The organism is Myceligenerans xiligouense (assembly GCF_003814695.1).
In the GTDB taxonomy this organism is placed as follows: Bacteria; Actinomycetota; Actinomycetes; order Actinomycetales; family Cellulomonadaceae; genus Myceligenerans; species Myceligenerans xiligouense.
Genome location: NZ_RKQZ01000001.1, coordinates 45463 through 59445, shown reverse-complemented (window position 1 = coordinate 59445; position 13983 = coordinate 45463). Strand labels below are relative to the sequence as shown.

The following is a 13983-nucleotide window of genomic DNA, read 5'->3' as shown; positions in this document are numbered from 1 at the left end:
CCCCGACCATGGTCGCAAGGAGACGCTTTAGCATGTCCGCTCCTGATCTCGCTCCTCAGAAATGAGCGTCCACTTACTCCCCAGGCCCTGATGACGAAGGGCATACGTGAAGTAGTAGCGGGTGGGCACGGACGCATCTCGCGGGACTATTCGGTTCTCATTGTCGAAGGTCTTCACAGCGCCGAAATCTATACACGCCTCCAGAATGACCTCCTCTGAGCCGGGTGTATATGGCTCATATTGGCTCGCCGTCATCGCCACCACTCTGGCAGCACCCTCGGTATGGATGCCATCCTGACGATTACGCTCGTAGACAGTCGTCATTGCCTGCCAGGAAGACCGGGTTCCCCAGAACGGCCCGAGTTTGTCTTCCCAATTCCTATACGCATTGTTCGCGACGTCCGCTGTCGCCGCATAATACTCTCTAAGGCTTGCCTTGGCATCCGCGATATTCTTTGCCTTGATCTGCGCCGCCGTGCTCGGCGACGGGGAGCCGGCAGGTGAGGGTTCGCTCGCCTCCGCCATCGTCGGCGAATCAGTCGGAGACGGCTCCGGAGAGGCAGACTTCGTCGGGCTGGCGCCGAGCGCCCCCTGGACCCATCGGCCCTCACCAGGGCCGTATGCGACGACAAGGCCGACCGCGACCAGCGCGATCACGCCCAGTACCACGGCGCCGACGCGCAGTGGGGTACTGAAGCTGTTCGACATCCTGAGGCCTCCGGCTGGGATCGGGGGACTTGTCGGTGTTTCTAGACCTAGTGTCCGTGTCTGGCGCGAATTCGCCACTGGACACCGCGTACAGGGTCCAGCAGGAGGTCGAGCCGGGCAATAGGTAAGGCGTGATACTTCACAACATCTCGCCAAGAGCGGACGGACCAGGCAGTACACGATCGTCACATGCGCCCCAGCAGGGCTCCGGATCCTGCACCTAGCAGCATCATATGCTAGTTATCCACAGCGTAGGTTGCGGATCGGCACCCAAGATGCGACCGGGCTAGATTGCTATGACGATTGTCGTATGACGATGACCACCACCCGACCGGCCACCGTGGAGCCCGTTGGGTACACCGAGTTCTACGAAACCCTCCGCACTCGGCTTCGTGAGGGTCGGTTGCGGGCCGCTCGAGCGGCGAACATCGAGCTCCTCCTGGTCTACTGGCGCACCGGGAGCGAGCTGCTCGAGCGGGATGGCGAGTTCGGCTGGGGCACCAAGGCCGCGGAGCGCATTTCCGAGGATGTCCATCGTGACTTCACCGCCAAGGGCTGGACGCCTGATGACATCCTGCGGATGCGGCAGTTCGCCGAGGCCTGGCCAGACTCCGAGGCCATCACGCGGGGCCCCATCGGTCTCCTGCCGTGGGAGCACATCACCGTCCTGCTCGACCAGCTCGACACCCGCGAGGGTCGGGACCGGTACGCCGCCAAGGCGATCAAGCACGGCTGGTCCCCGACGACGCTCGCCCACGCGATCGAGCACGAGCCCCGGCGGCGGCTGACCGAGTGCCTCGTGGATCGGCGGGTCGTGGGTGGTCACGGGTTTGAGGTGCCGTCAGCGTGACACGGCCCTCGAACCGGCGCCGCCAACCTTCGGGATGACGACATGGGCTTGATGTCGGCAGCTGACGACGAGTGGATCGCACCGGACGGACGCCTCGTGGCGCGATCCGCCGTCGTCGGCCGGTCCGGGATACCGACCCGGCCGATCCGTCTCGGAGACCTGAGCGAGCCGGACGAGGTCGGTAGGCGGACCACCGACCTGGAAACCTCCGGACTACCGGTCGGGTGCAACGCCTTCTACCTCACCGTGCACGACGGCCGCACCTGGCGTCTGACGGGACCGAGGTCTCCGTCGGAACTCTCCGACACGGCGCGGCGTGCGTGCGGGCCGTGGCACAGCCCGCACACCACAGCGATCCTCACGGTCAGACCAGACCGGCCAGTCTCGACGCCGAGCCGACGTGCACCTTCTTCGTGCGCCACTTGCTGCCGTCGTACTTCGCCGCGCCGCTCTCGAACAGCAGGTGGACCTTGCCGCCGTAGACGGCCATCCCCTCCGCCATGGGTGGCGCCTGGAAGCAGCGGGACCGGGCCTGCGTCTCGAAGTTCGTGGTGTAGTCCTTCGTGGTCACGTAGACGTTCGAGCGGTTGCCCCGGCCCCACGACGTCGAGAAGAAGTAACGATGCTTGCGCACGACGAGGCCCTGGGTCTTGAGCGGCACCTGTCGCCGCGCCCACTGCGCGTCGCGCGAAAGTCGACCGTCGGTGCCGAAGTCGTACCGGTACATCCAGTCGCGCGTGGATGAGTTGAACTTCCCGGCGTACAACTTGCCGTTGTACGCGTACATGAAGCTCGCGGCGTAGCCGAGGCTCTGCAGCGCACCGTAGTAGGCGACGTACGGCATGCTGGCGGCGCCCGTCTTGCGCTTCGCCACCGCGTTCCGGACGGACGCCTTCGAGTAGCGGCGGACCTTGGTGTTGTCCGCGTCCGTGATGTAGATGTGCTTCCCGCGGATCGCCATGCCCCCGGCGTGCGTCTCCTTGATCTTGAATCCACCGACCACGCTCCCGCCAGGCTTCATCGCGTACACGAGGCTGTTGCCGCCGTTCTGGTGATACATCGTCACGAGAAGGAGGTCCTGTGTGCCGCCGTTCCAGTTGTGCCAGGTGGCCACCGCCTGGGGCACGTAGTTCGTCAGGTAGTGGTCGCCGTCGACCCGCCCCGTGAACGTGTTCTTGTAGGTCGGCGAGGCCCAGGCGTCGCCGCCACTCTGGCAGGTGATCGCGGACGCCGTCGCGAGGGTCGGGACCTTGTCCTGAGGCGCGACGGCGATTCCCGTGGTGACCATCGCCGTTGCACCAATCACGGCAGCGAACCTGCCGAGCAGCTTCTTCATCGTCCGCCTCCCCGTCCGGATCCGGGCCACTGATTGCGGCCCGGATCCTGGAAGTGTGACATCGAGGGCACACCCGAACGATGGGGAGAACTCCCCTTCCGAGCCGCCGTGCCGGGAGACTTGCCTCGCGCCGTGGTACTCAGCGGTTCTTGCCCGCCGCGTCGATCTCGCTGATCAGCTCTTCCGTCTCCGGCTCGGGCTCCATGTCGAGCTGCTCCAGGTGATCACGGAGGCGGTCGATCAGGCGGCCGGCCGCGTCCATCCGACCGCTCGCGTACTCCGTGCGGATCGAGTTGCGCCACGAGCGCTCGTCGGCCGGGTCCGCGATCCGTCCCACGCGCGACGCCTCGCGCGCGAGGCTCAGGTCCCCCTCGGCGAGCCCTCGCCGGGACACCTCGTGCGCCACATCGACCACGCCGGCGGCCATCTCCTGCATCAGCACCTCGGCCCAGACGTACTTGCGCGGAGGCGTGTCCTGGAACGGCAACCCGCGCACCAGCTCGAGCGCGCGACGCAGGTCGTCCAGCGGCGCCGCCGTCAGGTCCGGCCCGACCAGCTCGCAGAACATGTCCCAGTCCGTCGTCACGCCACGCAGCCGGTAGCCGGCCTTCTCCTGGTCCACCTGGGACCCGTCGTCCGTGGACCAGTAGCGCGGGAGGTACTCGTACCCGTAGGCGTCCGTGCCGAGCCAGCGCCGTGCCCGCGACACCGCACTCCGCCGCGTCGCGAGGTTCGGGTCGCGCGACGGCCACAGCGCCCGCGAGATGTCCGATCCCCGAGCACCGGGGTTGAATGCCAGGAACGCGACAAGTTCCATGGCCTGCCGCTGATGGCTGGCAGGCAGATCGGTCCCGGCACATCCCGCGAGCTCCACGGTCCCGAGCACCCGGACGACGGGCGTGCGAGCTGGCTCCGGCGCCTGTGGAACCTCCAGGTCATCGTGCACGACGGCGGTCGTGGCGGCCGTCGCGTGAAGAGTGCCGTTCTCCTCGGCGGCGGATCCACCTTCGTCGAGTGCGACCGCCCACGGATTGGCGTCGTTGTTCCAGCCGTCGGTCCCGTCGCCCGGGGCCGTTTCCGGCCCGGCGGGATCGACCGGCATCACCGGAGCGTGCGCGGCCTCCGAGGTGACCGCCTCCCCGTCGAGGTCCACCGGCGCGGATCCCGCCGAAGCTGATGCGCTCCGTACGGCGGCACCTCCCCCCACCCCCGCGCCGACCTCGACCGCGACCTTCTCCCCCACCGGAGCCTCCACGACATCCTCGGCAACGACTTCCGCGTCGACGTCCGTGCCCGTGCGGACGATCCCGTCGAAGCTCGCCAACGCCTGCGGTTCGACCAGTTCCGGCTCCTCCGGATCGAGATTGCGCGCCCACGCGGGGCCGGCCACGGGCTCCGGGTCCCCGAGCAGTTCGAGCGCCTGGACGTAGGTCTCGGCATCGAGTTGCTGCGGGCGCACGGCGATGTAAGCGGGCACGAGAACGCCACGGGACTTGTCGCCCCCGGTGAGCTCGCCGCTGAGGTCGAGCATCCACTCACCGATCTCGGCGCACGATGTCACCGCCGCGATACCGACACCAGGAACGCGCTCGACCAGCCCTTCGAGGCGGGTGCGTTCGGCGGCGGCGAGCGACTCTCCGACGAGGAGGATCTCCGGCGTCCAGGCATCCATGGCGAGCCCGCGGCCGCGGGCGTCGGACAGGTCGACGGCGCCGACCTGTGCGAGCGTGCGATCGACGTCGGCTGCCCGCGCCTCCAGCTCACGCACGATGCCCGCGACCGACGGAACGTGGCGGATCCGACCCGTGTCGACGACGCCGGGCAGGTCGCTGAGCGCTCCGACCACCGTGACCTGGAGATCGTCCGCCCACAGGGACGTCGCCAGTTCGACGGCGAGCGCCGCGAGGGTGGACTGGGCGGCGGTGTCACTGCCCCGGATGTCGAGGCAGCCGACGTTCTCCAGGTCGACCATGAGATGGGCGTCCTCGTCGTCGTGCCCGAGGGTGACGAGCGAGGGGTAGGGCGACTCCATGAGGTCGGGAGTGGCCTTGTCGCTGGCCACAGCCGGGTTCTCGCCGGCGGGAAGCTGCCAGACGTAGCGGTCCGTGGTGCTGAGCCACGGTGGCGGCAGCTCGGCGGCGCGGTCGAGGTAGAGCTCGATGAACTCGCCGGACTTGAGGCGCGCGACGCGGACGCCGGGGAGCGCCAGGCCTCGTTCGCGATGCCAGCCGGCGAGGGTTCGCAGCGCGATGTCCACCTGTTCACGTCCGAGCTTGTCCGCCACGGCACGCAGGTCGGTCTCGAACTCGGCCGACGGCGATCCGGGCGACGGGAGCGCGATCCGCTCGCCGGGCTTGCGCCGGCGGCGGGCGCGGTCACGGCGGGCGGCGAGCAGGGTGAGGATCCCTGCGGCGAGGAGGCCCCCGACTCCCGCCGCCGTCCGGACGTCGAAGGCTTCGAGGAGCTCATCGGAAAGGCTCGCGTCGACGAGCGCGGCGCTGATGGCGGGTTCGGGCTGCGGGGCGGTGGCGGACGCCGCCGCGGACGACTCGGGGGCCGCGACGCCGACCGGGCTCTGGCCGTTCGCGAGGGCGGGCGCGGACTCCGCGATGTCGGGGACGCTCCCGGATCCGGTCTCAAGGTTCGGTTCGACGGCCAGGTCGTCGGGCGTGACCTCCTGGTATGCGGGAGTGTCGCCGCCGGCGGAGGGGTTCGACCCGGGAGGCTCCGGGTTGCCGCGGCCGTCGCCGGGTGCGTCATCGCCACCCTTGTTCGACGTGCCCTCGGCCCCGCCGGGTGGAACGGCCGCGACGGCGGTTTCGTCGTCGGACGGGACGCTCTCGCCGACGGGCGTCTCCGTGGCCGGAGCGGACTCCTCGATCTCGGGTGTCTCGGTGTCCGACTCCTCGACCTCGTCGAGCACCGGCGCCTCGTCCTCGGGGGCGGGTGCGGACTCCGAGGACGACGGGCCGTCGTCCCCGGTGCCCGACTGCTCGTTTCCCGTGGGGACGGTCTCCTTCTCGCCGCGTTGCGCTCCGCGCGGTGCGGGCTCGGACGCTCCTTCCGAACCGGCACCGTCTCCGGTGGCCGCCTCCGTGGCCTCGGCGGCCGGCTGGTCAGCGGGGACCTCGTCGGACGGGACTCCGTCCTCGTCGGGCTCGTCGACCTGCTCGCCCGCTGGTTCAGCACCCTCGGACCCGCTGTTCTCAGACGCGGTGTCCTCGGGACCGCTGTCCTCCAGGCTGCCTTCCTCCGAGGTCGTCTGGTCGGAGGCCGCACCATCGGCCGCCCCGCCCTCTCCGGCCGCATCGCTCGCGGTCCCGCCGGGCTCCCCCGCATCCGCGGCGTCGCCGTCGCCCGTCCCGGACTCCGCCGCCGATCCGCCGGTGTCGCGCTCCGGCGCGGGATCGACGTCCGACGCCGCTTTCTCCGCCTCTTCGGTGGCGGGGACCGTGACCTGCCAGCCCGGGTAGATCAGGTCCGGATCGGTGAGCTTCCGGCCGTCGGGCTGCGTGGTCGAGCGGGACGCCTCGTACAGCTCTGAGTACTTCGTCCCGTCGCCGAGTTGCTCCTCTGCGATCTCCCACAGGGTGTCGCCCCGCTCCACGGTCACATCGCGGGTCTCGGCGGGCCTGACCTCGGAGATCGATGCGGCCTCCGAGACGTGCGCGACGTCGGCGACCTGGTGAACGGACGACCCGGACGCGTCGTCAGGCAGCGTCAGCACCCAGCCGGGCCGGACCCAGTGCGAACCGTCGAGGGCGCGCCCGTCGTCCTGCTGCGCTCCGTAGTTGAGGTGCGCGATCTCCTTGAACCGCGTGCCGTCACCCAGCGTCTCCTGCGCGATGCGCCAGAGTGAGTCGCCCGGCTGCACCGTGTAGGTCTTCATGTTCGCGTCCGACGACGTCCGCGCGCTCTCGGCCTTCGTCTCGGCGCGCGTCTTGGTGACCTTGACCGGCGAGGTTGTTTGCTCTGTCGGCGAGCTCCCTGCCGCGTCGGGGCGGTGCCCCGGGGGCTCGGCGTCTGCCACTGCGGAGGCCGGCACCGACTCCAGAACGCTGCTCGCGACCGAGTCCGAGGACTGCCCGTCCACCGGATCCACGACGGGCGAGCTTGCCACTGCCTCGCCCCCGGCCGGTGTGGCGAGCACCATCGCCACCACGGCACCGACCAGCACGGCAGCGAGCCTCTGCTGCAGCCCCAGGCCCCGCAGGCGCGGAGCCCGCACCCCGCGGATCACCGCGACGAATTCCACCAGCACCGCCACCGCGAACGTGGCCCACCCGATCCAGCCCACCACCGTCACCAGGCTGAGCAGAACCGCACCGCTCACGTCCGGCGTGGACATCACGGAGACGAACCTGGCCCACGACAGCTCCGCGTCCAGCAGTGGTACGCCGAACACCCACAAGCCGATCGGGATGCCCACCACGAGCGCCAGCAACAGGGTCACGGAGAGCACTCCGCGGGCCACACGACCGGCCAGGCCGCCCGTGCCGGGAGCCGGGCCGTGGGAAGGGGCACCGCCGGGTGCCCCGGACGGTGTCGCCGCTGCCTTGCGTTCAGTCGTGGTGCTCATCAGGATCCCTCCTGGGTGATACCGCGCACGGCTCTGGCTTCCGCGGATCCCTCCGCGGACAGTGAGCGGATGCCGATCAGGGCAAGGAACTTCGTTCTGTACGTGACGGTGGCGCTGACGCCGATCGATGCGCCCTGGACATAGTCGACCTGGCCGGACACTCCGGCAGCGGTGAGGTTGGACTCCGCGGCCGCCACCGCGGCGGACGCGTTGAGCGTGGGCGGACGGCCGTACTGCGCCTCGGAGATGTCCTGCTCCTGGGCGCCCGCTCGTGCTGCCTGCTCGGCCGCGTACTGGGCGTGATCGGCAGCCTGAAGACGTCCGCCGCCGTCCACCACCAGTCCGATGGCGATGATCAGTGCGGGGACCAGTCCCGCGACGAGGATGTTGACCTCTCCCCGTTGTGCGTCGTCGCCGACGGCCGGCGCACCCCGGTTGCCGTCGCCGGGCCGTCGGGCTCCGGTCGCCCGGAGGCGAGCACGCGACGCGGGAGCCGAGCCCCGCGGCTCGGGAGAACGCCACGAGGCTGGTAGGCCCCGGAGGACATGGCTCCTCATGTCAGCTCCTTCCCCGGTAGGCGTCCAGCACCGAGGTACCCGTCGCGCGCATCTCCCGGGCTCCCGGGGCGCCCGGAAGGCCGAGGTCCGAGAGCGGAACGACGCACGACACCTCCACCCGGACCTCGCCCACCGTCCCGAGAGGAAGGGTGAAGGCGTCGAGCGACGGAGTGACCGTCGTGGAGGAGCACGAGACGCCCGAGTTGTTCAGCGTGCTGAGCGCGGTCTGGGACGCCGAGATGTGCGCGGTGGTGGCAGTGCGACTGATCGACGCCGATCGAGCCGCCTCGTTGGCCGCGGACTGCACCGCGCCCTGCGCCAGGACCGTCCGGCCGGCCATGAGCAAGAGCATCGCGATCAGCAGCACCATCGGGAAGATGACGGCGGTGTTGATCGCCACGTTGCCCCGTTCCGCCGCACCGTGGCAGGAGGAGCCGGTCACCGGCCCACGGAGCCGGGCGTCGAGGCGGTGCCGTGGCTGAGCCTGCCGGTTCCGGAGGGCTCGGACGGCCCTGCTCAGGGTCATGGGCCCACCGCCGGCGTGAAGCGTTCGACCGGACCGGTGGCGGTCTGCTCCACGCGGAGCCCTTGGAAGCCGGGCACCAGCGACGGGGCGAGCCCCACCACGGTCGCCGTCGCGATTTCCTCGCCGCGCTCCACGACGACGTCCACCGAGGCGAACACGTCACGCCCCCGGTCGAGCCGGACTGCCGCCTCGGCGTACCCGTCGGCGACCGTCCCGGTCTCGAGACGAGCAGCCTGCACCGCTCCGTTCGCCACGGAGCGCGCCACGTTCTGCGCGTGGAAGTAGATCACGCCCTGGACGATGCCGAAGATCAGCAGGAGCACCACGGGGTACGTGATCACGGTCTGGAGGGAGGCAGCGCCTCGCTCCCGCTCGGCGTCCGGCCGGGCCGGTGCGCGAAACGGCAGTTCTCGGCGTATGCGCTCCCTCACTCATCCCCCGCGCACTAGATCAGTCATGTAGCTCTCCACGAGGCCCTGGATCGCGAGTCCGAGCCCGACGGCGATGCCGAGACCCACCACGGACAGCACGACGACCTCGATCGACTCGAGTCCCGCGTCCTCGGGCAGGCCGTGACGGCGCGCGGCGAGACGCGTGCGCAGTTCTGCGCCGCGCTCCGCGAGCTGCGCGGAGGCACGGCCCATCAGTTCGCGCGTCTCGTTCGCGCGCAGATGTGCCTGGACGACGGCGCTCGACGCCGCGCCGACCCGCTGAGCGGACTGGTGCTGTGCAGTGGACATGGCGACTCCTGGGGTGCTCTCGAAATCAACAAATGGGCAAGATCCGGTTCGTGTGACACGTGCGACACGAGTCTTCGCGGAAATTCTGCGGCTGTGAAGCCCCGTCCACGATCTGTTGCCTGCTGTTCGCCGACGGCGTCAAGCCCGTGGTCAGCACGGGGTCACGGAAGTTGCTCGAACATCGTCACGCCGATCGGGAAGATCAGCATGATGAAGTAGACGAAAACCGTCAGGGTTCCGGGGACGGTCATGCGGACCGTCGCGTCGTGGGCGATCTGCTGCTCGACGTCGAGCTGCGCGTCTCGCATGGCCGCCGCCTTGGACTGGAGCTGGTCATGAATGGCTGAGCCCTGCGTCCCGGCGAGCTCGACGATCGACGCCACCTCACCCAGTGCGTCGACCTCGATCTCGCTGCCCAGGTCCCGCAGCGCCGTCCACGGCGGCTCGCCCTCCCAGCGCCCGCGTTCCAGCGACTCCGCGATCCGCCGGAACGGCCAGGAATCCGCCACCTGGGCGGCGGCGAACGTCGCCTGCGTCGCGCCTGCGCCCGAGATCCGCTCGATCGCCAGGAGCTCCAAGTACGTCGACACCGCACGGGTGAACTCCTGGCGTGCCCTCCGGGCCTTGCTCCGCGCTTCCAGGTCCGGGAGGAACCACGCGCCGATCGCGAGCACGAGTGCCGCCCCGAACGGCAGCCCGACGGGCAGGCCGAGGTTCAGCATGCCCGCCATGAGACCGATGAACGGCACTCCCACCAGGACGACCACCGCGCCCAGCGCCTTGGCTCCGTAATGCTCGGTCGCGGTCCTTCCGATGAGGTCGAGATCGGCCGCGCTCGGACCCGCCCGCATGAGCATCGGCAGCGGCAGTCGTCGCTGCGCCCACGCCCCGAACTGCTGGGTCACCTGCTCGGTGCGGCTCAGCCCGGAGCCGTCGTCGTCCGCCAGCTCGACGGACGCGAGCTTGTCCTCGCCGCTCAGGCGGTCGAGCGCGGACTGCAGCCGCGGCTGCGTCGGCACGAGGGCGCGGACCACGAGCCAGAGGCCGAGTCCCGCCACGGCGCCCGCAACGGCGGACGGCCAGATGCCGCCGAACATCACGCGCCCCCTTCGTGCGGAAGGAACCGCGGGATCGGCTGTCCCATCGAGATGCGGCGCATCCACAGCAGGCAGCCGCAGTAGGCAGAGAACAAGGTGACCGCCACGATCTGCCCGACAGCGGAGTCGTACCCGTCGAGATAGCCGGTCATGGCCGTGCCGCCCAGCACCACGAGCGTCACGACCGTCACCCAGCGGACCGTCGCGCGGCCGGTCGCCCGCTCGGTCTCGATCTCGCGCCGGGCGCGCGCCTGCGCGGACAGTGATTCCGCGAGTTGCTTGAGCGCCGGGGCGACGGCACCCGTGCGGTTGTCGGACTCGAGGATGAGCGCCGAGGCGATCATGTCCGACGAGTAGTCGTCCATCTCGTCGGCCCAGCGATACAGCGCGGGCTTGATCGGCTGCCGCGCCTCCAGCCGGGCGACCAGTCGCGCGAGAGAAGGCCGCACCGACGGCGCGGCCGACGGCAACGTCGCCGCGATGCCCTGCTCCAGCCCGACGGCACCGCCGCTCAGCACACCGATCAACGAGCGTACCCACGCCGTCAGGTCGATGAGCTTCTCCACCTCGCTCGACTGCGTGGTGGTGCGGAACAGCGCCGGCAGCCCGACCACCATGACCGGCACGATCACGGTCAGCGACCACCAGCCCGTGAAGAGACCGACCGCGAACCCCGCACCCGCGCTGACCAGCACCGTCCGGCGCTTCGAGTACAGCGGCCCGCCCTCGTCGAGCCCGATCAGGCGCAGCAGACCCGCGAAGGGCTTCCCGGTGGACGACGGCGGCCGCGGGGTCACCTCTCGCTTCAGCAGCCCGACGACGACGAGCCAGGCCCCGATCCCGACCGCGAGGCCGGCGGCGACGGCGAGGAAGGTGGTCATCCGTCGAGTCCCTTCTGGCGCCGTTCGTCATGGTTCATCACGAGGTAACCCCCCAGAGTCCCTCGTGGAAGTTGAGCAGGTTCGGATCGAACCCGTCCGCCTCCAGATCCCCGAGGAACGACGGCGTGTGGGCGGGCACCGCGCGGCCGTCCGGTCCGGGCCGGAACACATCGGTGACCGCGACCGGATTGCCGGCCTCGCCCCGGGTCACTTCGATGACCTCGGAGACGTAGCGCGTGCGGAGCCCCGTGGTCGGGTCGATGTCCACGCGAAGGAAGACGATGAGGTCGATCGACTGCGCCACCTGCCGGTAGGCGTACGTCTCACTGAGGGTGCTGTCCTGTACCGCCATGCCCACCAGGCGTTCGACCACGTCACGGGCGCCGTCCGCGTGCACGGTGGACAGTGAGCCGTTGCCCATCTGCATGGCCTGGAACATCGAGACGATCTCCGGGCCGCGGACCTCACCGACGATGACGCGGGAGATGTTGTGACGCAGTGACTCGTAGACGTTGATGTTGGTGTCGATCTCGCCGACCCGGCGGCCCGCGGTGTTCATCTCGCCGGAGCCCTCGCGGGTACGAAGCGCGACGACGCGCCGATGCTTCTCGGGCTCGAGGTGCAGGTAGAGCTCGTAGTCCGTCTCGATGGTGGCGACGGACTCCCATGGCGAGAGGCTCGCGCAGAGTGCGCGGAGCAGGGTCGTCTTGCCCGATCCCTGTCCTTGGCCCGAGACGACGATCGACTTGCGCGCGCGCACCGCGGCGGTGAGGAACCCCTCCAGGACCGCGTCCACGGTGCCTGTCGCGCGCAGCACGCCGAGGTCCACGGACTGCAGGCGTTGCAGACGAATCGTCACGCGGGGCGACGGCACCACCCAGCCGACGGCCGCCAGGCGCACCCGGCCCGGCAGGTCCAGGTTGAGGAACGGGTTGGCGCGGGTGAACGAGCGCTCGTTCGCCGGATCGCGAGCCGCCAGGAACTGCAGGAAGTCGATCAGCTCGCCGTCCGAGTCGGCGATGGGCTCGGTGTAGACGCGGCGGCCGTCGCCCATGAGCATCAGCACGGGCTGCGTTCCCGTGATCTCGATGTTCTCCACGTCCGGCGTGTCGATCAGCGGCTGCAGCCGGCCGAGCCGGAACAGGGCGTCGAACAACGCGCGCGTGATCTCGACCTGGTACTCGGCGGTCCACGGCCGCTGCCCGCCGGACAGCATCGCGTCGTTGTGGTCCCGGACCACCTGCTGAATGAGCTCCTGGCCGAGGGCCTCGCGTTCCTCCTCGTCGAGCTCGCGGGCTGCGAGGGCGTTGGTGAGGCGCGACGACACCTCCCCGCGCAGGCTGTTCACCTGGCGCCAGAACTCGGAGTCCCGCACTCCGCCGGGATTCGAGGCCTCCAGTGTCCGCACCTGGCGCCCGCCCGCGACCCACGCCTCGGCCCCGCCTCCGCCTGCCGCGGCGGAGAACTCCCGACCCGGCACGGTGTCCGGACGACCCGGGGAGCCGGGCAGGGGACCACCGTGGTCGCCGCTCCCGCCGTTCGGCGACTGGGCCTCGGGCGGCTGGGCGCTCGGGGACGACTCGGGCCGGATGGTCGCGCCGCTCCAGGGTCCGGCGGTCGGGCGGCGGTCTCCCGGGTACACGTCGGCCGGGCGAGCCGGTGGCGTCGGACGACGGCCGGCGGCCACCGCACCCACCGCACCGCTCAGACCGGCGGGGGGCGACCCCGCGGGCCGAGACGACGGCGCGCCGTCGTTCCCGGGCTTCGCCGAGCCGGCCGGCGGGCGGCGCCCGGACTCCGGTGTCCGGCGTTGCCGGGATCCGTCGCCGCCGAAGATCGGCAGCCCTTCGAGATCCTCACGCCTCCTGGTCATCGTCCGGTACCCCCGATCGCGCCGTTGCCCATCGGCGTCCCGCGGGCGGGCATGCCGGTGGAGAAGCGTTCCCGTCGTGTGGTGGTGCGTTCCTGAATGGCCGTGACCACCGGGCCCGCGCTCCGGACGAGGGGCGACGAACCCCACTTGCGCCCCGTCGGCGACCCGACCGACAGGACCTCGGCGTTGACCGGGTCCCACGCGATCGATCCGACGGACCCGAGGCCGAGTGTCCGGGCGATCTCCTTCGCTTCGTACGGGCGTCCAGGCCCGATCGTCAACGTCGCGAGATTCGTCAGGTCGCGGGCGGCCTCCTCGAGGACCGACGTGCGGGACCGGACGAGTTCGCGGCTGACCGCGATGTCGGGCAGGCGTGAGCCCGTGGTGAGGACGACCTGGTCGGCGAGACGGAGGATCGGCTCACGATCGTCGCGCCCGGCCGGCCCCAGGCGTCCGAGGTCCACGATCACGTCCATGCCACCGCGCTCCAGGGCGACGAGCTGGTTCGCGAGCGCACCCCAGAGGTTGGCGACCGACGGAGCCTGGTGCGGGGACACGATGCCCGGCAGCAGTTTCTTGTCCTGGTTGTTCTGGACGAGTGCGAGTGTCTGGTCCCAGAGGGAGGTCTCGAGCTCGCCGTGGCTGTGCGCGATGGCGAGCTGACTCAGTCCGCGGTCGTGTGCGAGTTGTCCCCGGAAGTACCCCGCGAGGATCGACGCGCCGGCGAGATCCGCCTCCACGAGCAGCACCGGCCGGGGCCAGGAGATCGCGAGCACGAGCGCTGTCGTGGTGGTTCCCGGCGAGCCCTTCGCGTTCGCGAGTGCGACGAGGGCCAC

General features: G+C 70.3%; 12 protein-coding genes. 1 reads left to right on the top strand and 11 read right to left on the bottom strand.

Features of this window, described 5'->3' with window-relative positions:
* Positions 1-27: 27 nt before the first annotated feature.
* Positions 28-708 carry a hypothetical protein gene (locus EDD34_RS00245; RefSeq protein WP_123812799.1) on the bottom strand — a complete coding sequence of 227 codons (681 nt, stop codon included), beginning with the start codon at positions 706-708 and terminating at the stop codon, positions 28-30.
* A 310-nt stretch (positions 709-1018) separates the two neighbouring features.
* Here EDD34_RS00245 and EDD34_RS00240 point away from each other — a divergent pair, with 310 nt between their 5' ends.
* The gene (locus EDD34_RS00240; RefSeq protein ID WP_123812798.1) at positions 1019-1558 is read left to right on the top strand and encodes a DUF1016 N-terminal domain-containing protein; all 540 of its coding nucleotides are present in this window, start codon (positions 1019-1021) and stop codon (positions 1556-1558) included.
* A gap of 364 nt (positions 1559-1922) precedes the next feature.
* Here the strand turns inward: EDD34_RS00240 and EDD34_RS00235 are convergent, their stop codons facing one another.
* The 10 genes from EDD34_RS00235 to EDD34_RS00190 form a co-directional block, all read right to left on the bottom strand.
* Positions 1923-2894, bottom strand: a complete 972-nt coding sequence (locus EDD34_RS00235; protein WP_123812797.1) for a hypothetical protein — start codon at positions 2892-2894, stop codon at positions 1923-1925.
* Positions 2895-3033: 139 nt separating this feature from the next.
* Positions 3034-7473 carry a LysM peptidoglycan-binding domain-containing protein gene (locus EDD34_RS00230; protein ID WP_123812796.1) on the bottom strand — a complete coding sequence of 1480 codons (4440 nt, stop codon included), beginning with the start codon at positions 7471-7473 and terminating at the stop codon, positions 3034-3036.
* Complete coding sequence (locus EDD34_RS00225; protein WP_123812795.1) at positions 7473-8030, bottom strand: pilus assembly protein TadG-related protein; 558 nt, start codon at positions 8028-8030, stop codon at positions 7473-7475. Before EDD34_RS00225 ends, EDD34_RS00230 begins: the two co-directional genes overlap by 1 nt.
* A gap of 1 nt (position 8031) precedes the next feature.
* Complete coding sequence (locus EDD34_RS00220; protein WP_123812794.1) at positions 8032-8556, bottom strand: TadE/TadG family type IV pilus assembly protein; 525 nt, start codon at positions 8554-8556, stop codon at positions 8032-8034.
* Entirely contained in the window at positions 8553-8987 is a 435-nt protein-coding gene (locus EDD34_RS00215; protein WP_123812793.1) for a TadE family protein, read from the bottom strand. The genes EDD34_RS00220 and EDD34_RS00215 overlap by 4 nt, the downstream gene beginning before the upstream one ends.
* On the bottom strand, positions 8988-9296 hold the full coding sequence (locus tag EDD34_RS00210; RefSeq protein ID WP_123812792.1) for a hypothetical protein: 309 nt from the start codon (positions 9294-9296) through the stop codon (positions 8988-8990).
* A 161-nt stretch (positions 9297-9457) separates the two neighbouring features.
* Positions 9458-10393, bottom strand: a complete 936-nt coding sequence (locus EDD34_RS00205; protein WP_123812791.1) for a hypothetical protein — start codon at positions 10391-10393, stop codon at positions 9458-9460.
* Positions 10393-11274, bottom strand: coding sequence for a type II secretion system F family protein (locus EDD34_RS00200; protein ID WP_123812790.1), 882 nt, complete (start codon positions 11272-11274; stop codon positions 10393-10395). The genes EDD34_RS00205 and EDD34_RS00200 overlap by 1 nt, the downstream gene beginning before the upstream one ends.
* A 37-nt stretch (positions 11275-11311) precedes the next feature.
* Positions 11312-13147 (bottom strand): TadA family conjugal transfer-associated ATPase, encoded by a 1836-nt coding sequence (locus EDD34_RS00195; RefSeq protein WP_123812789.1) that lies wholly within the window; start codon positions 13145-13147, stop codon positions 11312-11314.
* Positions 13144-13983, bottom strand: a complete 840-nt coding sequence (locus EDD34_RS00190; protein ID WP_123812788.1) for a CpaE/TadZ family protein — start codon at positions 13981-13983, stop codon at positions 13144-13146. The genes EDD34_RS00195 and EDD34_RS00190 overlap by 4 nt, the downstream gene beginning before the upstream one ends.

Coding starts and splice junctions, on each gene's coding strand:
- EDD34_RS00220 (WP_123812794.1), bottom strand. CDS start 8,556: ATGACCCTGAGCAGGGCCGTCCGAGCCCTCCGGAACCGGCAGGCTCAG.
- EDD34_RS00235 (WP_123812797.1), bottom strand. CDS start 2,894: ATGAAGAAGCTGCTCGGCAGGTTCGCTGCCGTGATTGGTGCAACGGCG.
- EDD34_RS00195 (WP_123812789.1), bottom strand. CDS start 13,147: ATGACCAGGAGGCGTGAGGATCTCGAAGGGCTGCCGATCTTCGGCGGC.
- EDD34_RS00240 (WP_123812798.1), top strand. CDS start 1,019: ATGACGATGACCACCACCCGACCGGCCACCGTGGAGCCCGTTGGGTAC.
- EDD34_RS00230 (WP_123812796.1), bottom strand. CDS start 7,473: ATGAGCACCACGACTGAACGCAAGGCAGCGGCGACACCGTCCGGGGCA.
- EDD34_RS00225 (WP_123812795.1), bottom strand. CDS start 8,030: ATGAGGAGCCATGTCCTCCGGGGCCTACCAGCCTCGTGGCGTTCTCCC.
- EDD34_RS00210 (WP_123812792.1), bottom strand. CDS start 9,296: ATGTCCACTGCACAGCACCAGTCCGCTCAGCGGGTCGGCGCGGCGTCG.
- EDD34_RS00200 (WP_123812790.1), bottom strand. CDS start 11,274: ATGACCACCTTCCTCGCCGTCGCCGCCGGCCTCGCGGTCGGGATCGGG.
- EDD34_RS00205 (WP_123812791.1), bottom strand. CDS start 10,393: ATGTTCGGCGGCATCTGGCCGTCCGCCGTTGCGGGCGCCGTGGCGGGA.
- EDD34_RS00245 (WP_123812799.1), bottom strand. CDS start 708: ATGTCGAACAGCTTCAGTACCCCACTGCGCGTCGGCGCCGTGGTACTG.